This is a genomic window from Streptomyces sp. WY228 (assembly GCF_019287315.1).
In the GTDB taxonomy this organism is placed as follows: Bacteria; Actinomycetota; Actinomycetes; order Streptomycetales; family Streptomycetaceae; genus Streptomyces; species Streptomyces caviscabies.
In genome coordinates, this window is sequence record NZ_CP079114.1 from 7,110,643 (window position 1) to 7,131,523 (window position 20,881).

The 20,881-nt window shown below is 70.7% G+C and carries 18 protein-coding genes; 4 read left to right on the plus strand and 14 right to left on the minus strand.

Annotated elements, in window-relative coordinates:
* Window positions 1-13: 13 nt before the first annotated feature.
* The 11 genes from KV381_RS31195 to KV381_RS31245 all read right to left on the minus strand — a co-directional run bounded on the left by KV381_RS31195 (window position 14) and on the right by KV381_RS31245 (window position 12,815).
* A complete protein-coding gene (locus tag KV381_RS31195; protein WP_218786837.1) occupies window positions 14-862 on the minus strand; it encodes a hypothetical protein in 849 nt (282 codons plus the stop codon).
* Window positions 863-1,144: 282 nt separating this feature from the next.
* Window positions 1,145-1,972 (minus strand): CDP-diacylglycerol--serine O-phosphatidyltransferase, encoded by an 828-nt coding sequence (pssA, locus tag KV381_RS31200; protein ID WP_030083632.1) that lies wholly within the window; start codon window positions 1,970-1,972, stop codon window positions 1,145-1,147.
* Window positions 1,973-1,994: 22 nt separating this feature from the next.
* Window positions 1,995-2,642 (minus strand): phosphatidylserine decarboxylase, encoded by a 648-nt coding sequence (locus KV381_RS31205; protein WP_030083634.1) that lies wholly within the window; start codon window positions 2,640-2,642, stop codon window positions 1,995-1,997.
* 180 nt (window positions 2,643-2,822) lie between these two features.
* Window positions 2,823-4,028 (minus strand): acyl-CoA dehydrogenase family protein, encoded by a 1,206-nt coding sequence (locus KV381_RS31210; RefSeq protein WP_030083636.1) that lies wholly within the window; start codon window positions 4,026-4,028, stop codon window positions 2,823-2,825.
* A 49-nt stretch (window positions 4,029-4,077) separates the two neighbouring features.
* Window positions 4,078-4,581 (minus strand): MaoC family dehydratase, encoded by a 504-nt coding sequence (locus tag KV381_RS31215; RefSeq protein WP_030083638.1) that lies wholly within the window; start codon window positions 4,579-4,581, stop codon window positions 4,078-4,080.
* A 2-nt stretch (window positions 4,582-4,583) separates the two neighbouring features.
* Window positions 4,584-5,558, minus strand: coding sequence for a CoA ester lyase (locus KV381_RS31220; protein ID WP_030623659.1), 975 nt, complete (start codon window positions 5,556-5,558; stop codon window positions 4,584-4,586).
* On the minus strand, window positions 5,555-7,567 hold the full coding sequence (locus tag KV381_RS31225; protein WP_218786838.1) for a protein meaA: 2,013 nt from the start codon (window positions 7,565-7,567) through the stop codon (window positions 5,555-5,557). Before KV381_RS31225 ends, KV381_RS31220 begins: the two co-directional genes overlap by 4 nt.
* Before the next feature lie 9 nt (window positions 7,568-7,576).
* A complete protein-coding gene (gene ccrA / locus KV381_RS31230) occupies window positions 7,577-8,914 on the minus strand; it encodes a crotonyl-CoA carboxylase/reductase (protein ID WP_030083644.1) in 1,338 nt (445 codons plus the stop codon).
* Window positions 8,915-9,270: 356 nt separating this feature from the next.
* Window positions 9,271-10,062 carry a GNAT family N-acetyltransferase gene (locus KV381_RS31235; protein ID WP_193464613.1) on the minus strand — a complete coding sequence of 264 codons (792 nt, stop codon included), beginning with the start codon at window positions 10,060-10,062 and terminating at the stop codon, window positions 9,271-9,273.
* A 64-nt stretch (window positions 10,063-10,126) separates the two neighbouring features.
* Complete coding sequence (locus KV381_RS31240; RefSeq protein ID WP_030623646.1) at window positions 10,127-10,942, minus strand: TetR family transcriptional regulator; 816 nt, start codon at window positions 10,940-10,942, stop codon at window positions 10,127-10,129.
* A 91-nt stretch (window positions 10,943-11,033) separates the two neighbouring features.
* A complete protein-coding gene (locus tag KV381_RS31245; protein ID WP_193464612.1) occupies window positions 11,034-12,815 on the minus strand; it encodes a 3-hydroxyacyl-CoA dehydrogenase family protein in 1,782 nt (593 codons plus the stop codon).
* 361 nt (window positions 12,816-13,176) lie between these two features.
* Between KV381_RS31245 and KV381_RS31250 the strand changes: the two genes are divergently transcribed.
* On the plus strand, window positions 13,177-13,761 hold the full coding sequence (locus KV381_RS31250) for an adenylosuccinate lyase (RefSeq protein WP_030623640.1): 585 nt from the start codon (window positions 13,177-13,179) through the stop codon (window positions 13,759-13,761).
* On the opposite strand, the gene KV381_RS31255 is transcribed toward KV381_RS31250, so the two are convergent.
* The 3 genes from KV381_RS31255 to KV381_RS31265 form a co-directional block, all read right to left on the minus strand.
* Entirely contained in the window at window positions 13,739-14,314 is a 576-nt protein-coding gene (locus tag KV381_RS31255) for a GNAT family N-acetyltransferase (RefSeq protein ID WP_218786839.1), read from the minus strand. The two genes, KV381_RS31250 and KV381_RS31255, sit on opposite strands and share 23 nt — an antisense overlap.
* Window positions 14,315-14,392: 78 nt before the next feature.
* The gene (locus KV381_RS31260; protein WP_193464611.1) at window positions 14,393-15,979 is read right to left on the minus strand and encodes an alpha/beta hydrolase; all 1,587 of its coding nucleotides are present in this window, start codon (window positions 15,977-15,979) and stop codon (window positions 14,393-14,395) included.
* Window positions 15,980-16,122: 143 nt separating this feature from the next.
* The gene (locus KV381_RS31265; RefSeq protein WP_030083658.1) at window positions 16,123-17,154 is read right to left on the minus strand and encodes an Rv2578c family radical SAM protein; all 1,032 of its coding nucleotides are present in this window, start codon (window positions 17,152-17,154) and stop codon (window positions 16,123-16,125) included.
* Between the two features lie 121 nt (window positions 17,155-17,275).
* On the opposite strand from KV381_RS31265, the gene KV381_RS31270 reads away from it, so the two are divergent.
* The 3 genes from KV381_RS31270 (at window position 17,276) to KV381_RS31280 (ending at window position 20,870) form a co-directional block, all read left to right on the plus strand.
* Window positions 17,276-17,668 carry a VOC family protein gene (locus KV381_RS31270; RefSeq protein WP_218786840.1) on the plus strand — a complete coding sequence of 131 codons (393 nt, stop codon included), beginning with the start codon at window positions 17,276-17,278 and terminating at the stop codon, window positions 17,666-17,668.
* An 87-nt stretch (window positions 17,669-17,755) separates the two neighbouring features.
* Entirely contained in the window at window positions 17,756-18,199 is a 444-nt protein-coding gene (locus KV381_RS31275; protein ID WP_030588950.1) for an SRPBCC family protein, read from the plus strand.
* 199 nt (window positions 18,200-18,398) lie between these two features.
* Window positions 18,399-20,870: an MFS transporter gene (locus KV381_RS31280; protein WP_218786841.1), complete on the plus strand. Its 2,472-nt coding sequence runs from the start codon at window positions 18,399-18,401 to the stop codon at window positions 20,868-20,870.
* Window positions 20,871-20,881: the final 11 nt, after the last annotated feature.

Consider the following 20,881-nt stretch of genomic DNA (forward strand, 5'->3'; position numbering starts at 1 on the left):
TCCGGGCCCGCGGTCACTTCAGTTCCAGCTCGACGCGGTAGAGCACCTTGGCGCCGCCCTCGGCGGCGATCCGCAGCAGGTCGCTGTTCAGGTAGCCCTTCGCGCCCTTGACCGACACGGCCGTCGTCACCGGGCCGATCCGGGACTTGGTCCACACATAGTCCTGGGTCCCGCCGGAGCCGGGGCCGGTGTACTTCCCCGCCTCGAAGAGCGAGGCGTCCGCGTTGCGCACGTCCTTCTGGTCGAACTGGAGCGACATCAGACCGCTCAGCCGCTGCCCGCCGCCCAGCTCCTGCTGCGGGCAGCGGAAGCTCTCCTGGACGGTGTCCTTGATCTCCTTGTCGGCGCCCGCCTCGCTCCGGTGCACGGTCACGGTGACCGCCCCCTGGACCCGGCCCTTGCCGTCCTGCGCCGGGATGTCGAGCCGCCGCGTGAAGCTGTCCAGTACGCCGGAGGGCAGCGCGGAGCGGGTCCAGACGCAGGAGTCCGGGAGCACGGTCCAGCTGCCGGCGCTCTCGTACGGTGTGTGCCGGACCATCCCGGCCGTCCAGTCGGCCTCGCCGAGCGCGGCGTTCCGCGTCAGCTTCCGGGCCTGGGCCGCGGTCTTCGGCACCCGCTCCGGGTCCGGCGTGAAGTCGTACGCGCTGGGCAGCGCCCCCGGCAGCGTGGACTGCTTCGGGTCCGGCTTCCCGGTCGCCCCGGTCTTCTCGCCGTCGGCCGCCGGTCCGCCCTGCTTTGCCGATCCGCTCGGCTTCGGGTCGGGCCGGTCCTCGCCCTTCGACCCCGACCCGCCACATCCGGCCAGCAGCACCCCCGCCGCCGCGACCGCCACCATGCGTGTCCCCACCAGCATCAGTTTCATCTCGGACCCCCCTGGCCCCCCGGACCGCACCCTGGCCGAAAGGGCCCGGGCGTCGGTTGCGAGGTGATCCTAGAAGCGGTTCACGCTGTGGTGACGGGAACCCCGTACTCACCTCACTGCCGAAACTTCTCAGCCACCGGGAGGGCTTCGCCTCTGGCGGCCCGGCCCGAGCGGTGGTATGCGGCGCCGAGCGGGCCCTCCTGACCGGGCGGGAACGCACGAGGGCCCGGATGCCGGGGAGCATCCGGGCCCTCGCCCTGTCTTGGTCCTACCTGTCCGCCGCTACGGCAGCTGTGCCGCCCGCGCCTCGCGCCGGTTGTCACGGAACGTGTTCACCCGTCGCGCCGTGGCGAACAGCGGGATCACCGCGCCGAGCACCACCTGGAGCGCGCAGCCCGTCTGGAGCAGCAGCTGACCGCCGGGCGCGTCGAACGCCCATGCGGCGAGCAGCCCCATCGCGGCCACGATCCAGCCGAGCATCGCCACCGCGAGGATGCCCCGCGGCTTGGGGTACTCCACCCGGCTCACCATCAGCCATGCCACGCCGACGATCGCGAGCAGCGTCGGGATGAAGGGCAGCTCCAGGAGCACGATCGAGACGACCGTCAGCGCTCCGAAGGGGCTCGGCATGCCCTGGAACATGCCGTCCTTCAACGTCACACAGGAGAATCTGGCAAGCCTGAGCACCACCGCCAGCAACACGACGATCGCCGCCAGTGCCGACACCCGCTGATGGGCGTCGTCGGCGACCATGCCGTACACGAGCACGAAGTAGGCCGGCGCGAGACCGAAGCTGATGAGGTCCGAGAGGTTGTCCAGCTCGGCGCCCATCGGCGAGGAGCGCAGCTTGCGCGCCACGAGTCCGTCGAACAGGTCGAAGATCGCGGCCATCAGCATGAGGATCACGGCGGTGGCGGCCGAGTGCCGGGCCATGCCCGTCTCGTCGCTGCCCGTGAGGTGCGGGATCAGAATGCCCGTGGTGGTGAAGTACACCGCCATGAACCCGCACGTCGCGTTACCGAGCGTGAGCGTGTCCGCTATCGACAGCCGCATCGACAGCGGCATGTCCTCCGCGCCGTCGGCGTCGTTCTCCTCGTCCGCCTCCGGCACCCAGCCGGCCTTGGTATCAGGATCAATCACGGTCAATTCGAGTCACCCCCGCGGTGGTGGCCTGACCGACCTCGACCGCGACATCGATCCCCTCCGGGAGGTAGATGTCCACGCGCGAGCCGAAGCGGATCAGGCCGATGCGCTCGCCCTGCTCCACCTTCGTGCCCTGGGGGAGGTACGGCACGATCCGACGGGCGACCGCTCCCGCGATCTGCACCATCTCGATGTCGCCGAGCTCGGTGTCGAAGTGCCAGACAACGCGCTCGTTGTTCTCGCTCTCCTTGTTGAAAGCCGGAACGAACCCGCCCGGGATGTGCTCGACCGACGTCACGGTGCCCGCCAGCGGCGCGCGGTTGACGTGGACGTTGAGCGGGCTCATGAAGATCGCGACGCGGGTGCGCCCGTCCTTCCACGGCATGATGCTCTGCACCACACCGTCGGCCGGGGAGATGACCCGGCCGTCAGTGATCTCGCGCTCGGGGTCACGGAAGAACCACAGCATGCCCGCCGCGAGCGCGGTGGTGGGCACAGCCGCTGCTGCCCAGCGCCCCGACTTGCGGGCGCGGGCCAGGCTGAGGGCTGCGGTGGCGACGGTCGGCAGGAGCCACGGCGATGCTCCGCGGGCGATGCGGACCCCGCCGCGGGGTGCGGAGGAAGTGCTGTCGGGCATGGATGACCTTCGTAGCGGATGATGCCGCGCTGGCAACGGGGGACGGCGGCTTTCCGAAGATGCTATCGGTTGCCGGGCGCAACTGGGCAAGCCAGCAGCCGAGTCGGACGGCGGAAAGGCACCCGCCGAGGCTGACCTGGTGTGATGTTCTTCGCCACCAAATCGCCTCGAAAGGGACATTCAGCCCTGGAATCGGTACTCCTCCAAGAGGCGCCGGCCAATGATCATTTTCTGGATCTCGGCGGTACCTTCACCGATCAGCAGCATCGGCGCCTCGCGGTAGAGGCGCTCGATCTCGTACTCCTTGGAGAAGCCGTAACCGCCGTGGATACGGAAGGCGTCCTCGACGACTTCCTTGCAGTACTCGGAGGCGAGGTACTTCGCCATCCCTGCCTCCAGGTCGTTTCGTTCCCCGGAGTCCTTTTTGCGTGCCGCATTCACCATCATCGCATGAGCGGCTTCGACCTTGGTGGCCATTTCGGCCAGTTTGAACTGGATCGCCTGGTGCTGGGCGATCGGTTTGCCGAAGGTATGACGCTGCTGGGCGTACGAAACGCCCAGCTCGAACGCACGCTGCGCGACTCCGCAGCCACGCGCGGCGACATTCACCCGCCCGACCTCGACGCCGTCCATCATTTGGTAAAACCCTCGGCCGGTCGTGCCGCCCAGGACGCGATTGGCCGGAATGCGCAGGTCGTCCATGATGAGCTCGGTCGTGTCGACGCCCTTGTAACCCATCTTGTCGATCTTCCCGGGGATCGTGAGGCCGGGCCGGACCTCTCCGAATCCGGGCTCCTTCTCCACCAGGAAGGTCGTCATCGACTTGTGCGGCGCGGTCCCCTCGGGGTGGCCTTCGTCACTTCGGCAGAGAACGGCCACCAACGAGGACGTTCCGCCGTTCGTCAGCCACATCTTCTGGCCGTTGAGAACGTACTCCTCGCCGTCCTTCACGCCCTTCGACGAAATCGCCGAGACGTCCGAGCCGAGCGCCGGCTCGGACATCGAGAACGCGCCCCGCACCTCGCCGAGCGCCATCCGCGGCAGGAACGTGTCCTTCTGCTCCTGGGTGCCGTGCTGCTTGAGCATGTAGGCCACGATGAAATGCGTGTTGATGATGCCCGACACGCTCATCCAGCCGCGCGCGATCTCCTCCACGCACAGCGCGTAGGTGAGCAGCGACTCACCCAGACCCCCGTACTCCTCGGGGATCATCAGCCCGAACAGGCCGAGTTCCTTGAGCCCCTCGACGATTTCCGTCGGGTACTCGTCGCGGTGCTCCAGCTGGGTCGCGACCGGAATGATCTCCTTGTCGACGAAATCCCGGACCGTGGAAAGGATTTCCCGCTGGATGTCGTTCAGACCGGCGGTCTGGGCGAGTCGCGTCATGGCTGCTTCTCCTGTGGCTTCACGCGGATGGCCTTAAGGCTTCACACGGTTACTTGGCGGGCGTCGGGCGGCCGGGCTGCTCCCCGCCGCGCTCCTTGATGTACGTCTCGGTGGGGACCATCACCTTGCGCCGGAACACGCAGACGACCGTGCCGTCCTGCTTGTAGCCCTTGGTCTCCACGTACACGATCCCGCGGTCGTTCTTGGACTTCGACGGGGTCTTGTCCAGCACGGTCGTCTCGCCGTAGATCGTGTCGCCGTGGAAGGTCGGCGCGATGTGCCGGAGTGATTCGACCTCCAGATTGGCGATGGCCTTTCCGGAGACGTCCGGCACCGACATGCCGAGCAGCAGCGAGTAGACGTAGTTGCCGACGACCACGTTCTTGCCGAAGTCGGTCGTCTTCTCCGCGTAATTGCTGTCCATGTGCAGCGGGTGGTGATTCATGGTCAGCAGGCAGAAGAGGTGGTCGTCGTACTCCGTGACCGTCTTTCCGGGCCAGTGCTTGTAGACGGCACCGACCTCGAACTCCTCAAAGGTGCGTCCGAACTGCATGATCAGGCCTCCGGGGCTTCGAACTTGGACGTGCGCTGCATTCCGGCGGCCCGGCCCTTGCCCGCGATGACCAGCGCCATCTTGCGGCTGGCCTCGTCGATCATCTCGTCGCCGAGCATCGCGGAGCCCTTCTTGCCGCCCTCCTCGGAGGTGCACCAGTCGTAGGCGTCGAGGATCAGCTCGGCGTGGTCGTAGTCCTCCTGCGAGGGCGAGAACACCTCGTTGGCCGCGTCGACCTGACCCGGGTGCAGCACCCACTTGCCGTCGAAGCCGAGGGCGGCGGCGCGGCCGGCCACCTCGCGGTAGGCGTCCACGTCACGGATCTGGAGGAACGGGCCGTCGATCGCCTGGAGGTCGTGCGTGCGGGCCGCCATCAGGATGCGCATCAGGATGTAGTGGTAGGCGTCCGCCGGGTAGCCGGGCGGCTGCTGGCCGACGACCAGGGTCTTCATGTTGATCGAGGCCATGAAGTCGGCCGGACCGAAGATCAGCGTCTCCAGCCGGGGCGAGGCGGCGGCGATCTCGTCGATGTTCACCAGGCCCTTGGCGTTCTCGATCTGCGCCTCGATGCCGATCTTCCCGACCTCGAAGCCCATCGTCTTCTCGATCTGGGTCAGCAGCAGGTCCAGCGCCACGACCTGCTGGGCGTCCTGGACCTTCGGCAGCATGATGCAGTCGAGGTTCGGCCCCGCGCCCTCGACGACCGTGATGACGTCCCGGTACGTCCAGTGCGTCGTCCAGTCGTTGACCCGCACGACCCGGGTCTTGCCGCTCCAGTCACCGTTGTTGAGCGCGTCCACGATGTGGTGGCGGGCGCCCTCCTTGGCGAGCGGCGCGACGGCGTCCTCCAGGTCCAGGAAGACCTGATCGGCCGGGAGGCCCTGGGCCTTCTCCAGGAAGCGCGGGTTCGAGCCCGGCACGGCCAGACACGAACGGCGCGGGCGCAGACGGTTGACCGAGGGGGTGGGCGTGGTCATGCGGGGACCTCCAGAGGGTCGAGCTTGTTCGCTTTCCGGATCTCGTCGACGATACGGCCGATGATCTCGGTGATGCCGAAGTCCTTCGGGGTGAAGACGGCGGCCACTCCGGCTTCGATGAGAGCGGTGGCGTCGGCCGGCGGGATGATGCCGCCCGCGATCACCGGGATGTCCGGCGCCCCGGCCTCGCGCAGCCGGTGCAGCACGTCGGGCACCAGCTCCGCGTGCGAGCCGGAGAGGATGGAGAGCCCCACGCAGTGCACGTCCTCGGCGATCGCCGCGTCGGTGATCTGCTCGGGGGTCAGCCGGATGCCCTGGTAGACCACCTCGAACCCGGCGTCCCTGGCCCGTACGGCGATCTGCTCGGCGCCGTTGGAGTGCCCGTCCAGGCCCGGCTTGCCGACCAGCAGGCGCAGGCGCCCGACACCGAGGTCTGCGGCGGTCCGGGTGACCTTCTCGCGGACCAGGGCGAGCGTGCTGCCCGGCTCGGCGGTGACCGCGACCGGGGCCGAGGAGACCCCGGTGGGCGCGCGGAACTCGCCGAAGACGTCCCGCAGCGCCCAGGACCACTCGCCGGTGGTGACGCCCGCGCGGGCGCACTCGACGGTGGCCTCCATCATGTTCTCGGTGCCCGCCGCGGCCTTCTTCAGCGCGGCCAGCGCCTCGGACGCCCGCGCCTCGTCGCGGTTGTCGCGCCACTCGTGCAGGGCCGCCACGACCCGGGCCTCGTTCTCGGGGTCGACGGTCATGATCGCGCCGTCGAGGTCGGAGGTGAGCGGGTTGGGCTCGGTCGTCTCGTAGATGTTGACGCCGACGATCTTCTCCTCGCCGCCCTCGATCCGGGCCCGGCGTGCCGCGTGCGAGGAGACCAGCTCGGACTTGAGGTAGCCGGACTCGACGGCCGCCATCGCGCCGCCCATCTGCTGGATCCGGTCGATCTCCGCCAGCGACTCCTCGACCAGCGAGTCCACCTTGGCCTCGATGACATGGGAGCCGGCGAAGATGTCCTCGTACTCCAGCAGATCGCTCTCGTGCGCCAGCACCTGCTGGATCCGCAGCGACCACTGCTGGTCCCAGGGCCGGGGCAGCCCCAGCGCCTCGTTCCAGGCCGGCAGCTGTACGGCGCGGGCGCGGGCGTCCTTGGAGAGCGTGACGGCCAGCATCTCCAGGACGATGCGCTGGACGTTGTTCTCCGGCTGCGCCTCGGTCAGCCCGAGGGAGTTGACCTGGACGCCGTAGCGGAAGCGGCGCTGCTTCTCGTTGGCGATGCCGTACCGCTCGCGGGTGACGCGGTCCCAGATGCGGCCGAAGGCGCGCATCTTGCACATCTCCTCGATGAAGCGGACGCCCGCGTTCACGAAGAACGAGATCCGGGCGACCACGTCACCGAACTTCTCCTCGGGCACCTGGCCCGAGTCGCGGACCGCGTCGAGCACCGCGATGGCGGTCGACATGGCGTACGCGATCTCCTGGACCGGGGTGGCCCCCGCCTCCTGGAGGTGGTAGCTGCAGATGTTGATGGGGTTCCACTTGGGGATGCGGTTGACCGTGTACGTGATCATGTCCGTGGTCAGCCGCAGCGAGGGCGCCGGCGGGAAGACGTGCGTCCCGCGCGAGAGGTACTCCTTCACGATGTCGTTCTGCGTGGTGCCCTGGAGCCTGGTGGGGTCGGCCCCCTGCTCCTCCGCGACCACCTGGTAGAGCGCCAGCAGCCACATGGCGGTCGCGTTGATCGTCATCGAGGTGTTCATCTGCTCCAGGGGGATGTCCTGGAACAGCCGCCGCATGTCACCGAGGTGCGAGACGGGAACACCGACACGGCCCACCTCGCCGCGGGCGAGAATGTGGTCCGGGTCGTATCCGGTCTGCGTGGGCAGATCGAAGGCGACCGAGAGACCCGTCTGGCCCTTGGCGAGGTTGCGGCGGTACAGCTCGTTGGACGCCTCGGCGGTCGAGTGACCGGCGTACGTCCGCATGAGCCAGGGCCGGTCCTTCTGACGTTCGTTCATCGGAGAACCTCAGACGTTGCGGAAGCGGTTGATGGCGTCGATGTGCTGCTCGCGCATTTCCTGGTCGCGCACGCCCAGACCCTCGCGGGGGGCCAGGGCGAGGACGCCGACCTTGCCCTGGTGGAGGTTGCGGTGGACGTCGTACGCGGCCTGCCCGGTGTCCTCCAGGGAGTACGTCCTGGAGAGCGTCGGGTGGATCTTGCCCTTGGCGATCAGGCGGTTGGCCTCCCACGCCTCGCGGTAGTTGGCGAAGTGCGAGCCGATGATGCGCTTGAGCGACATCCACAGGTAGCGGTTGTCGTACTCGTGCATGTAGCCCGAGGTGGAGGCGCAGGTGGTGATCGTGCCGCCCTTGCGGGTGACGTAGACCGAGGCGCCGAAGGTCTCGCGGCCCGGGTGCTCGAAGACGATGTCGATGTCCTCGCCGCCGGTGAACTCGCGGATGCGCTTGCCGAAGCGCTTCCACTCCTTCGGGTCCTGGGTGCGCTCGTCCTTCCAGAACTTGTAGCCCTCGGCGTTGCGGTCGATGACCGCTTCGGCGCCCATGGCGCGGCAGATGTCGGCCTTCTCCGGGGAGGAGACGACACAGATCGGGTTGGCGCCGCCGGCCAGCGCGAACTGGGTGGCGTAGGAGCCGAGCCCGCCGCTCGCGCCCCAGATCAGCACGTTGTCGCCCTGCTTCATGCCCGCGCCGTTGCGCGAGACGAGCTGGCGGTACGCGGTGGAGTTGACCAGGCCCGGGGACGCGGCCTCCTCCCAGCTGAGGTGCTGGGGCTTGGGCATCAGCTGGTTGGACTTGACGAGGGCGATCTCCGCCAGGCCGCCGAAGTTCGTCTCGAAGCCCCAGATCCGCTGCTCGGGGTCGAGCATCGTGTCGTTGTGGCCGTCGGAGGACTCCAGTTCGACCGACAGGCAGTGCGCGACGACCTCGTCGCCCGGGTTCCAGGCGTTCACGCCGGGGCCGGTGCGCAGGACGACGCCCGCGAGGTCGGAGCCGATGACGTGGTACGGCAGGTCGTGGCGCTTGGTGAGCTCGCTGAGCTTCCCGTAGCGCTCCAGGAAGTTGAACGTCGACACCGGCTCGAAGATCGACGTCCAGACGGAGTTGTAGTTCACCGAGCTGGCCATCACGGCGACGAGGGCTTCGCCGGGGCCGAGTTCGGGGACCGGGACGTCGTCGAGGTGGATCGACTTGCGGGGGTCCTTGTCACGGCTTTCGAGGCCCGCGAACATCTCCGCCTCGTCCTTGTGCACGGTGATGGCGCGGTAGGACTCGGGGAGGGACAGGGCCGCGAAGTCCGCGGCCGTGCTGTCCTGCGACTGAATCGCGTCCAGGATTTCCTTCACGGTGTTGCCTCCGGTGATGCGGCGTCGAGGGAACGCTTGAGGGGCCCTGCTGGCAGGGGGAGCGGTGCGGTGTGGAGGTGTTGCCGTCGGTTCGGCAGGTGGAGCTCGGCTTTGCCCGGTGGAGCAGAAGGGTGCCTGTGACGCAGGCGTCCGGGCGCGCAGCACGGTGGTTGCGGGGACAGCCGGCGTACGTGTGAGGTCTCAGCACGCCGGCCGCCCGGACACCTTCAACGTATGGCACTCCGTGACACCTGACAAGGCACCCAGTGCCAACAATTTCTCTCACTTGTCATCCCGTGGGCACGCATGAGCAACACGATGGGTGTTACGGGACGTTCTGTCCTGCTGGCAGGCGGTTATCCGGCCGCGCGGTACACATACGGCGTCGTCGTGCCGAGCGCCGTGAAGCCGAGCCGGGCCAGGATCGGGGCCGACATGGCGCTCGCGTCGACCTGCAGAAAGCCGTAGCCGCACTCGGCGGCGATCCGGGCCCGATACGCGACCAGTGCCCGGTAGACGCCCCTGCCCCGCCACTCCGCGACCGTCCCGCCGCCCCAGAGCCCCGCGAAGCCCGTGCCCGGGTACAGCTCCATCCGGGCGGAGCTGACCGGCTCCCCGGCGGCCAGCGCCACGACCGCCACGAAGTCGTCGGGGGCCTCCTCCAGCCGCTTCACGACCTGGTGCAGGAGGCGGGTGCCGTCCGTGCCGAACGCCCGCTCATGGGCCCGTGCCATCAGCTCCGCACCCGCCGCGTCCGTCACCGGGCGCAGCGTGACGCCCTCGGGCAGCACGACCGGTCCGGTCAGCAGCTCCGTGGGCGCCACCAGCAGGGTCTCCGGCGGCTCGGGTGCGAATCCGGCCGCGCGCAGCCGCTCGCCCAGGTCGGCCGGCCGGTCATGGGAGTGGAGCTTCCACTCGAACTCCTCGTGGCCGAGTGCGGCCCAATGCTCGATCTGGGCCCTGATCGCCGCGTCGGCCCCGGCGGCGGCCAGCTCCGGGTCCGACCAGACGACGCCGTTCCAGTCGTCGGGCCCGCCCACCTGGCGTACCACGGGCCCGGCCCGCTCGACCCGCACGCCCGGCCCGTCCGGGCGGGCGTGCTCGCGCATCGTGCGGTCGTACAGGTCGCGTACTTCATCGGTTCGCATGGGCGAACCGAACCACGGGCCCCGGGCCGCCGCGAACGGGTTTACGGCGCGGCCCGCGGGGGCCTCAGCGCTCCTTGAGGGCCTGCTGGATCGTCCGCATGACCTCGTCCAGCGGGGCGTCGGTACGCGCCACCGCGACGAGCACCTCGCCCTCCGCCGCGACCGTCGCCGCCGGGGCCCGCTCGGGCTCGGCGCCCGTGGTCCGGCCGGCTCCGATGCCGGTGCCGAAGGTGTCGCGGACGATCGCGAAGGCGCGGTCGAGCTGGGCCTCCACATCGCCCTGGCCGCCCGCCCGCAGCCAGCGGCGCAGCACATGGTTGTGCGCGGTGACCACGGCGGACGCGGCGACCTCCGCGAGCAGCGGGTCGTCGTTGCCCACATGGTGGTCGCGCTCGTCGAAGTGGCCCAGGAGATAGCGGGTGAACAGCCGCTCGTAGCGGGCCACCGACGCGATCTCGGCCTCCCGGAGGGTCGGTACCTCACGGGTCAGTTTGTAGCGGGCCACGGAGACGGCGGGCTTGGCCGCGTACATCTTCATGACTTCCTTGATGCCGCGGCAGACGGTGTCGAGCGGATGCTCGTGCGCGGGGGCCGCGTTGAGGACGGCCTCAGCCCTGACGAGGGTGTCGTCGTGGTCCGGGAAGATGGCCTCTTCCTTGGAGCGGAAGTGGCGGAAGAACGTCCGCCGGGCCACTCCCGCGGCGCCCGCGATCTCGTCGACGGTGGTCGCCTCGTAGCCCTTCGTGGCGAAGAGCTCCATCGCGGCGGCGGCCAGTTCGCGGCGCATCTTGAGCCGTTGGGCGGCCGCGCGCGTCCCCGCGGTGGTCTCCGGGGCGTCGGTCGCGGCGGTGGCACGGGGTGACTTGGCGGGCTGGGACATGGCATGAACGTAACGCATCGGTGCAGGAGAGCGCGCCTGCGGGGGCGGGCCGCCGGAGGGTCCCAGCAGCCCGCCCCACCCGGCTCCCGGGTCAGCGACGGGCATATTCGCGGAAGCCACGCCCCGTCTTGCGGCCGAGGCAGCCCGCGGCGACCAGATGCTCCAGCAGCGGCGCGGGCGCCAGACCCGGGTCGCGGAACTCCTGGTGCAGCACCTTCTCGATGGCCAGCGAGACGTCCAGGCCGACCACGTCGAGCAGTTCGAACGGGCCCATCGGGTAACCGCCGCCCAGCTTCATCGCCGCGTCGATGTCGTCCAGCGAGGCGTAGTGCTCCTCGACCATCTTGATCGCGTTGTTGAGGTACGGGAACAGCAGCGCGTTCACGATGAACCCGGCCCGGTCCCCGCAGTCCACCGGGTGCTTGCGGATCTTCGCGCAGACGGCGCGGACCGTGGCGTGCACGTCGTCGGCGGTCAGGACCGTGCGGACGACCTCGACCAGCTTCATCGCGGGCGCCGGGTTGAAGAAGTGCATCCCGATGACGTCCTCGGGGCGCGCGGTCGCCCGGGCGATGGCGACGACCGGCAGCGAGGACGTGGTGGTGGCGAGGACCGCGCCCGGCCGGCAGACCTTGTCCAGCGTGGCGAACAGCTGCCGCTTGATCTCCAGATCCTCGGCGACCGCCTCGACGGCGAGGTCGACCTCGGCGAACGCGTCCAGCGAACCGGCCGCCGTGATCCGGCCCAGCGTCTCGTCCCGGGCCTCGGCGGTCAGCCGCCCCTTGGCCACCGAGCGCTCCAGCGACTTCGCGATCCGGCCCTTGGCGACATCGGCCTTCTCCTGGGTCCTGGCCGCCAGCACCACGGCGTAACCGGCCTTCGCGAAGACCTCCGCGATCCCGGACGCCATCGTCCCGGAGCCCGCGACGCCCACCGACGCCACCGCGCGGCCCGTACCGGCCTCGGCGTCGGCCGCCGGGGTCAGCGCGTCGGGCACCACGCTCTGGCCGCCCGGGACGTCGTACGTGTAGAAGCCGCGCCCGGCCTTGCGACCGGTGAGGCCCGCGCTGCTGAGCTGGCCGAGGACGGGGGCCGGGGCGTGCAGCCGGTCGTGGGACTCGGCGTACATGGCCTCCAGGACCGTGCGGGCGGTGTCGATGCCGATCAGGTCCAGCAGGGCGAGCGGCCCCATCGGCAGCCCGCAGCCCAGTTTCATCGCGGCGTCGATGTCCTCGCGGGAGGCGTAGTTCGCCTCGTACATCGCGGCGGCCTGGTTGAGATACCCGAAGAGCAGCCCGTCCGCGACGAACCCGGGCCGGTCGCCGACCGCGACAGGCTCCTTGCCCAGGTCCCGGGCCAGCCGGGTGACGGCCTCGACGGCGGGCGGCGCGGTCAGCACCGAGGAGACCACCTCGACCAGCTTCATCGCGGGCGCCGGGTTGAAAAAGTGCAGGCCGAGAACGCGCTCGGGGTGCTGGGACTCGGCGGCCAGCCGGGTCACCGACAGGGCGTTGGTGCCGGTCGCCAGGATCGCGGTCGGGGAGACGATCGCGTCGAGCTCCCGGAACACCTGCTGCTTGATCTCGTACGTCTCCGGCACCACCTCGACGACCAGCTCGGCCTCGGCGGCGGTGCGCAGGTCGTCGGAGGTGCGGAACCGGGCGAGGGCGTCGCTCCGCTGCTGCTCGGTGATCCGTCCACGGCCCACGGCCCGTGCGGTGGACGCTTCGAGGGAGGCGACGGCCGCCAGGGCGGCCGTCTCGCTGATGTCGATGCCGACGACCTCGCGGCCCGCCAGGGCCAGGACCTCGGCGATGCCGGTGCCCATGGTGCCGAGGCCGACGACGGCGATGGTGGAGAGAGGGGTGTCCATCACGGGACTCCAGGGTGAGTGACGACTGTGGGAGCACGGCGCGCGCGGCGATGAGGGAGCGGCGCGTGGCGTACGGAAGCTGCGTGTCGTGGAGCGCGGGGCCGAGGCGCGAAGAGCGCGCGCCCGGCCGTGAGGGGGTGACGGACCCTGTCCCGGGGTCACGTCGCACGGAAAGCCGAACCGACAAGCACTCCGGATGGCTGCGTCACCAGGCCACCGGAGCCTGCGGGGAGTGTGCCCCGCTCAGATGAGACTAACCGGCGAGTAACGAGCGCGCCACCCCTGGATCCCTGTGCCCTGGGCCACAGGAACTCCTCGATGCCCGCCCGTACGGAGCGTGTCCGTCGATACGCTGAGCGTCATGGATGACGTCATGGACGAGGAGTTCCGTTCACTCGTGGACCGGCTGGAACCCGAGGCCGCCGGATCGCCGCAGTACGCCCGGCTCGTCGCCGTCGAGGACCCCGAGGAGCTGGCCCGGGTCCTGGTGGAGCCGCACCGGCCGCTGTGGGCCCGCGAGCTGGCCGCCTTCCGGCTCGGCTGCGCGGGCGACCGGCGGGCCTTCGAGGCCCTGGTGCTCCTGCTCAACCACCGCGACCCCGAACGCTGCGTCTCCGCCGCCCACGCCCTGGCCCGCCTGAACGACCCCCGCACCCCGAGGGCCGCCGCCGCCCTTGCCACCAACGCGCTGCGCACCGCCTACGCCCTGCACCCGGTGCGCCTGCTGACCGACCTGCGGGCCCCCGAGTCGGTCCCCGCCCTGGTCACCACCCTCCAACGCCTGCTGGCCCCCGGCGAACCGCACTGGCGCGTCGCCCTGGCCTGCGTCGAGGGCCTCGGCCGCCTCGCCGACGACCGCGCCCGGCCGGTCCTCACGGCGGCCCTGCCGCATCCGCGCCTGGGCACGGCGGCGGCGGACGCGCTCAGCCGGCTGCCGGGGCGGTGAGCGGGCGGACGTAACGCACCTCGGTCACCAGGACCCCGCCCGCCGTGAACGTGTCCTCGCCCCCGTCCGGCCGGAACCCGGCCCGCTCGTAGAACCGGCGCGCCGGACCGTTCTCGCGGAGCACCCACAGCGCCATGTCCGGGTGGCCCGCGGCGGCGGCCCGGGCCGTCAGCTCGGCCAGCAGGGCGCGACCGGTGCCGGTCCCGATGTGCTCGGGCAGGACGTAGATCGCGTACAGCTCGCAGCCGGGGCGCCCGTGGTCCTCGGCGCGGTGCGGGCCGACGCAGGCCCAGCCGATCACGGTCCCGTCGGGCTGTTCGGCGACCACGTTCACGCTCTCGCCGCGTTCCTCGAAGTACGTGCGCCGCAGCCCGGTCTCCTCGGCGATGTCCATGCCGTCCAGATACGGCTGCGGCAGCAGGCCCCGGTAGGCGTGCTGCCAGCCGCGCACCCGGACCGTGGCGACCGCCTCGCAGTCGTCGACGCGCATGTCGCGGATCGTGGTGCCGGGCGCGGACGGGGACGGGCGCGGGGGAGTGGTGGAGTGGCTCATGCCGGGCCATCCTCGTGCACTCTCCCGCGCCCCGCCCGTGATTTTCCGCAGGCCGTCAACCGGCCCGCCGGATGCGGCTCAGCGGCGGAAGCCCAGCAGGCCGTGCAGACGGCTGCCCTTGCTGTTGTCCACCGACTGGGCCGCCGCCTTCTCGGCGGGCAGCGGCTTCGGGTCCGGCAGGGCGGCGCAGACCGCGTCCGCCTCGCCCCGGCCGCGCGGCACCGTGCCGTCGGTCAGATAGGCCGTCAGATGCTCGTCCAGGCAGTCGTTGCCGCTCAGCGTGATGCCGTGGTTGCCGCCGCCCTCCTCCACGACGAGGCTGGAGCCCTTGAGCTTGCGGTGCATGCTGACCGCGCCGCCGTACGGGGTCGCCGCGTCGTCGGTGGCCTGGAGGATCAGCGCCGGGGGCAGCTGACGGTTGTTCACCGGGACCGGCTGCAGCGGCGCCACCGGCCAGTTCGCGCACGGCGCGTTGTACCAGGTGTTGTTCCAGGTCATGAACGGCGCCTTCTTGTGGATCCGGCGGCTGTCGTTGCGCCAGGTGCTCCAGTGCTCCGGCCAGCCGGCGTCGCGGCACTGGACGGCCGTGTAGACCGAGTAGCCGTTGTCGCCGCTCGCGTCGACCGCGCCGAAGTTCTCGTACACCTCGACCAGTGCCTCGGCGTCGCGGTTCTTCACGTACGCGGCGAACGCCTCGGCGAGGTAGGGCCAGTAGCCGTTGTAGTACCCGCCGGGCAGGAAGGTGTCCTCCAGCTCGCTCGCGCCGACCGTGCCGCCCGCCGGCTCCCGCGCCACGTCCGCCCGCATCCGGTACCAGGCGGCCTCGACCGCCGCCGGGTCGGTGCCCAGGCCGTACGCCGCGTCGTGCTGCGCGACCCAGGCGGCGAAGGCCTTGTGGCGGTCGTCGAAGGCGTAGTCCTGGCCGAGGTTGCCCTCGTACCAGACGTCGTCCGGGTCGACGACCGAGTCCAGGACCAGCCGGCGGACCCGCTCCGGGTACAGCTTGGCGTAGACCGCGCCGAGGTAGGTGCCGTAGGAGTAGCCGAAGTAGTTGATCTGGCGGGAGCCCAGCGCCCGGCGGATCACGTCCAGGTCCTTGGCCGCGCTGACCGTGTCCATGTACGGCAACACGTCGCCGTGCTTCTCGCCGCAGGCCCGGGCGAAGGACTCCGCCCGGTCGCGGTTGATCCGCTCCGCGCGGTAGGACGTCGGCACCGAGTCCGGGCGCACCGGATCGAAGTGCCCGGGCAGGCAGTTCAGGGCCGGGGTGCTCTTGCCGACGCCGCGCGGGTCGAAGCCGATCACGTCGTACTGCGCGGCGACCTTCTTCGGCAGCGAGGACGCCACGAACCCGGCCATCGACAGACCGCTGCCGCCCGGACCGCCCGGGTTGACCAGCAGCGGGCCCTGGAACTTCTTCGCGGTGTGCGGCACGCGGGACAGCGCGAGCGTGATCTGGCGGCCCGACGGGCTGCGGTGGTCCAGCGGGGCGCGGACCTTCGCGCACTGGAGCGTCGGATAGCTCTCGGTCGGACAGTCGGTCCACTTCAGCTTCGGTGCGGGCGGCGTGCTCGCCGGGGTGGCGGCGGCCGGGCCGGGCGCGGCGGTCAGCAGACCGGCGACGGTCGCACCGACGGCGACCAGAATTCCTGCACGTTTCGTCATGGGGCCTCCCGGAGTGGCGGGACGCGGCGCCGGATCACCGGTCCCCGCCGCATGCTCCCCGAATTCCCCGGCGGAAGGGCCCGTTCCGCGCGGACTCGGCCCGTACGGTCACGCCATCGGCCCCACCGGAGGCCCCACGGCCCTCACAGCAGGGTCAGCTGGGTCGGGCCGGGCTCCGGTGCGGCGGCGGGCGCCGGGTCGATCCGCCTGGCCGCGCCCCGGTGCGCCGGGCCGATCCCGAACTCGTCCGCCAGCTCGTGCACCTGACGGGTGATCCGGCGCTGGTACCAGGTGGGGGCGTACGCCCCGTCCGCGTACATCCGCTCATAGCGCTCCACCAGATGCGGATGGTGCTGCCCCAACCAGTGCATGTACCACTCGCGCGCGCCGGGGCGCAGATGCAGCACCAGCGGGGTCACCGATGCCGCGCCCGCGTCCGCGACGGCGGCGACGGTGGCGCGCAGCTGCTCCGGGCGGTCGCCGAGGAACGGGATGACCGGGGCCATCAGGACCGAGCAGCCGATGCCGGCGTCGGTGAGCGCGCGCACCACGTCCAGCCGGCGTTCCGGCGAGGGCGTGCCCGGCTCGACCGTCCGCCACAGCTCCCGGTCGGTGAAGCCCACGGAGACCGAGACGCCGATCTCGGCGACCTCCGCGGCCTGCCGCAGCAGCTCCAGGTCCCGCAGGATCAGCGTGCCCTTGGTCAGGATGGAGAACGGGTTGGCCCGGTCGCGCAGGGCGGTGATGATGCCCGGCATGAGCCGGTAGCGGCCCTCCGCCCGCTGGTAGCAGTCGACGTTGGTGCCCATCGCGATGTGCTCGCCCCGCCAGTGCCGGGAGGCCAGCTCCCGCTGGAGCAGCTCGGCGGCGTTGACCTTGACGACGATCTGGGAGTCGAAGCCGATGCCGGTGTCCAGGTCCAGATAGCTGTGGGTCTTGCGGGCGAAGCAGTACACACAGGCGTGGGTGCAGCCCCGGTACGGGTTCACCGTCCATTCGAACGGCATCCGTGAGGCCCCGGGCACCCGGTTCAGGATCGACCGGGCCCGGATCTCATGGAAGGTGATTCCTCGGAATTCAGGTGTGTCGAACGTGCGCGTGGTCACCGCGTCCGCGGCGAAGAGCGCGCTGTTCCCGGTCGTCGAGCTGTTCTCGACCAGATTGTCCCAGCGCATGGACGCCTCCTCGGTAGCACTGACCGCAGAATAGAACACTTGTTCCCTTGATCGTGCGGGACAGGCCCGCGACCACCGTGCGACCCTGCGAGGAACCGCTACGTGACCGGAGGTTTCGACCATGGCCAGCAAGTTCACCGAGCTCGCGATCGACTGCGCCGACCCCGCCGCCCTCGCCCGCTTCTGGTGCGCGGTCCTCGGTTACGAGGTGCAGGACGCGGACGAGGAGGACGGCGTCGTCATGATCGGCTCGCCCGAGGTGCCCGAGGGCAAGAGCCGCCCCGGGCCCGTGCCCCCGGCGCTGACCTTCGCGCGGGTCCCCGAGGGCAAGTCCGTCAAGAACCGGCTCCACATCGACGTCAACCCCACCGACCGGGAGCAGAGCGAGGAGGTCGAGCGGCTGCTCGCGCTCGGCGCCCGCCGCGCCGACGTCGGTCAGGGCGACGCGCACTGGGTCGTCCTCACCGACCCGGAGGGCAATGAGTTCTGCGTCCTCGGGACCCGCTGCCCCTGACCCCGTCCGGCCCCGATTTTGAGCGGCCGCACCCCAGGTGGTTGGCTCAGCCCACCCCCCGAATCACGGATTGCTGGAGGAACAGCCATGGCGCAGGTCGAGGCCACCACGGAGCGGATCATCGCGGCGGACGCAGAGGCGGTGTTCGACGCGCTGGCCGACTACAAGGACGTCCGCGGCAAGGTGCTGACCGGGCACTTCAGCGAGTACGAGGTCCGGGAGGGCGGCGACGGCGAGGGCACCCTCGTGCACTGGAAGCTCCAGGCGACCAGCAAGCGCGTCCGCGACTGCCTGCTGGAGGTCAGCGAGCCGACCGACGGGCAGCTCGTCGAGAAGGACCGCAACTCCTCCATGGTCACCACCTGGACCGTCACCCCGGCCGGTGAGGGGAAGTCCAAGGCCGTCGTGACCACGGTCTGGGACGGCGCGGGCGGCATCGGCGGGTTCTTCGAGCGGACCTTCGCGCCCAAGGGCCTCGGCCGGATCTACGACGAGCTGCTCCAGAACCTCGCGACCGAGGTCGAGAAGTAGAGGGCGAGAAGGAGAAGCGCACGCACGACCGGCCTCACCGGAACGGGTGGTTTTCCGGGGTGGCCGGTTGTGCGCCGTAGTGGCTCCCACCGGCGCATAAGCCCTCCGTACGCGCCGTGCACGCCCCTCATCACGTTTGCCCCGCCTTGCCGCGCGATGCGACAAATGGGCGGCGCAGGTGCGACGAGGGGAGCGTTACGTGGTGGGCGGTATCACGCTGGTGAAGGACGAGCCGGACGGCACGGGGCCCGACGGCCCGACTCCGGACGGCACGGCGGCGACGGTCGAACTCCCCGCCGCACCGCCCCCGCCACCCCCTCCGACGGGACCCGCACCCGACCCGGGCGCGGCGGAGATCAGCCCCCGCCAGGTCCGCATGGTCTTCCTCGGGCTGATGCTCACCCTGCTGCTCGCGGCGCTCGACCAGATGATCGTCGCCACCGCCCTGCCGAAGATCGTCGGTGAGCTGCACGGCCTGGAGAAGATGTCCTGGGCGGTCACCGCCTACCTCCTCGCCTCCACGATCGTCCTGCCGCTCTACGGCAAGCTCGGCGACCTCTTCGGCCGCAAGGGCGTCTTCCAGTTCGCCATCGTGGTTTTCATCATCGGCTCCGCACTGGCGGGCTGGTCGCGCACCATGGACGAGCTGATCGCCTTCCGCGCCCTCCAGGGCATCGGCGGCGGCGGCCTCATGATCGGCGTCCAGGCGATCATCGCGGACATCGTCCCGGCCCGGGAGCGCGGCCGCTACATGGGGCTCATCGGCGCGGTCTTCGGCCTTGCCTCGGTCGCCGGACCGCTGCTCGGCGGCTTCTTCACCGACCACGCCTCCTGGCGCTGGTGCTTCTACATCAACGTCCCCTTCGGCCTGGTCACCCTGGCCGTCATCGCGGTCGTCCTCAAGCTGCCGAGGCCCGCCGTCCGGCCCCGCCTCGACGTCCTCGGCGCGGTGCTGCTCGCCGTCGCCTCCACCTGCCTGGTGCTGGTCACCAGCTGGGGCGGCACCGAGTACGCCTGGGGCTCGCGCACCATCCTGGCCCTCTCGGCGGGCGCGGTCCTCACGACGGCGCTCTTCGTCCTCGCCGAACACCGGGCCGCAGAACCGATCATTCCGCTGCGGCTGTTCCGCGACTCCGTCTTCAACGTCACCGGCCTGGTCGGCGCGGTCGTCGGCATCGCGCTCTTCGGTGCCGCCAGCTACCTCCCCACCTATCTCCAGATGGTCGACGGGGTCAGCGCCACCGAGTCCGGGCTGCTGATGCTCCCGATGATGATGGGCATCGTCGGCGGCTCCGTCGTCTCCGGCCAGCTCATCACCCGCACCGGCCGCTACCGGATCTACCCGATCGTCGGCAGCGCCGTCTCGGTGGTCGGCATGGGGCTGCTGTCCCTGCTGGAGGCGGACACCTCCCCGCAGGTGTACAGCTTCTACCAGGCCGTTCTCGGCATCGGCATCGGACTGGTCATGTCCGTTCTGGTGCTCGCCGTGCAGAACTCCGTACGCCCCTCGGACCTCGGCACCGCCACCAGCGCCAACAACTACTTCCGGCAGATCGGCGGCAGCGTCGGCGCGGCGATCTTCGGCACGCTGTTCGCCGGGCGGCTCTCCGACGCCCTCGGCGTACGCCTGCCCACCGGCGCGGAGCTGCCCGACCCCGAGTCGATCACCCCGCAGATCGTCCACGCGATGGAACCCGCGCTGCGCGACGCCTACATCCAGGCGTACGTCGACGCGATGCCGCGCATCTTCCTCTACCTCGTGCCGGTGCTCGTGCTCGGCCTGATCCTCGCCTTCTTCCTCAAGGAGAAACCGCTGGTGTCCCACCACAGCCCCGAAGCCGCCGCCGAGCCCACGACCACCCAGATCCCCGCCGCCCGCGCCGACTCCGGCCGCCCGGCCACCGGTTACCTCTCCGGCGTCCCGGTCCACGGCAGCGTCCAGCACCCCGACGGCACCACCGTCTCCCGGGCCGCCCTCACCCTCATCGACGTCCAGGGGCAGCAGGTCGGGCGCGGGGCCAGCGGCGAGGACGGGCGGTACGCGCTGAGCGTGCCCGGCGCCGGCTCGTACGTCCTGATCGCGGCGGCGGGCGGACACCAGCCGCAGGCCGTCAGCGTCACCGTGGGCGAGCGTCCCGTCGAGCTGGACGTGGTGCTCGGCGGCGCCGGACGCCTCGCCGGATCCGTCCTCACCCCCGACGGCGCCCCCGTACCCGACGCGGCCGTCACCCTCACCGACGTACGCGGCGAGGTCGTCGCCTCCACCCGGACCGGGCGCGAGGGCGGCTATGTCATCGGCGAGCTGATCGCCGGTGAGTACACCCTCGCCGCCAGCGCCCCCGCCTTCCGCCCCGCCGCCCTCCCGGTCAGCGTGCAGGCCGCCCGCGAGACCCGGCAGGACATCGAGCTGGCGGGCGGAGCGGTCCTGCGCGGCGTCGTCCGGGCCACCGGCGGACGCCCCGTCGAGGACGCCCGGGTCACCCTGCTCGACGCGGCGGGCAATGTGGTGGACACGCTCACCACCGGGGCGGACGGCTCGTTCCGGTTCGTCGATCTGTCGTCCGGCGAGTACACCGTGATCGCGGCCGGCTACCCGCCGGTCGCCACCGTCCTCCAGGTCGCGGGCGGCGGCCGCACCGAACGCGACCTCCAGCTCGGCCACGAGGACTGAGGCGTACGGGA

Coding starts and splice junctions, on each gene's coding strand:
- KV381_RS31195 (WP_218786837.1), bottom strand. CDS start 862: ATGAAACTGATGCTGGTGGGGACACGCATGGTGGCGGTCGCGGCGGCG.
- KV381_RS31205 (WP_030083634.1), bottom strand. CDS start 2,642: ATGCCCGACAGCACTTCCTCCGCACCCCGCGGCGGGGTCCGCATCGCC.
- KV381_RS31210 (WP_030083636.1), bottom strand. CDS start 4,028: ATGACGCGACTCGCCCAGACCGCCGGTCTGAACGACATCCAGCGGGAA.
- KV381_RS31215 (WP_030083638.1), bottom strand. CDS start 4,581: ATGCAGTTCGGACGCACCTTTGAGGAGTTCGAGGTCGGTGCCGTCTAC.
- KV381_RS31220 (WP_030623659.1), bottom strand. CDS start 5,558: ATGACCACGCCCACCCCCTCGGTCAACCGTCTGCGCCCGCGCCGTTCG.
- KV381_RS31225 (WP_218786838.1), bottom strand. CDS start 7,567: ATGAACGAACGTCAGAAGGACCGGCCCTGGCTCATGCGGACGTACGCC.
- KV381_RS31235 (WP_193464613.1), bottom strand. CDS start 10,062: ATGCGAACCGATGAAGTACGCGACCTGTACGACCGCACGATGCGCGAG.
- KV381_RS31240 (WP_030623646.1), bottom strand. CDS start 10,942: ATGTCCCAGCCCGCCAAGTCACCCCGTGCCACCGCCGCGACCGACGCC.
- KV381_RS31245 (WP_193464612.1), bottom strand. CDS start 12,815: ATGGACACCCCTCTCTCCACCATCGCCGTCGTCGGCCTCGGCACCATG.
- KV381_RS31250 (WP_030623640.1), top strand. CDS start 13,177: ATGGATGACGTCATGGACGAGGAGTTCCGTTCACTCGTGGACCGGCTG.
- KV381_RS31255 (WP_218786839.1), bottom strand. CDS start 14,314: ATGAGCCACTCCACCACTCCCCCGCGCCCGTCCCCGTCCGCGCCCGGC.
- KV381_RS31260 (WP_193464611.1), bottom strand. CDS start 15,979: ATGACGAAACGTGCAGGAATTCTGGTCGCCGTCGGTGCGACCGTCGCC.
- KV381_RS31265 (WP_030083658.1), bottom strand. CDS start 17,154: ATGCGCTGGGACAATCTGGTCGAGAACAGCTCGACGACCGGGAACAGC.
- KV381_RS31270 (WP_218786840.1), top strand. CDS start 17,276: ATGGCCAGCAAGTTCACCGAGCTCGCGATCGACTGCGCCGACCCCGCC.
- KV381_RS31275 (WP_030588950.1), top strand. CDS start 17,756: ATGGCGCAGGTCGAGGCCACCACGGAGCGGATCATCGCGGCGGACGCA.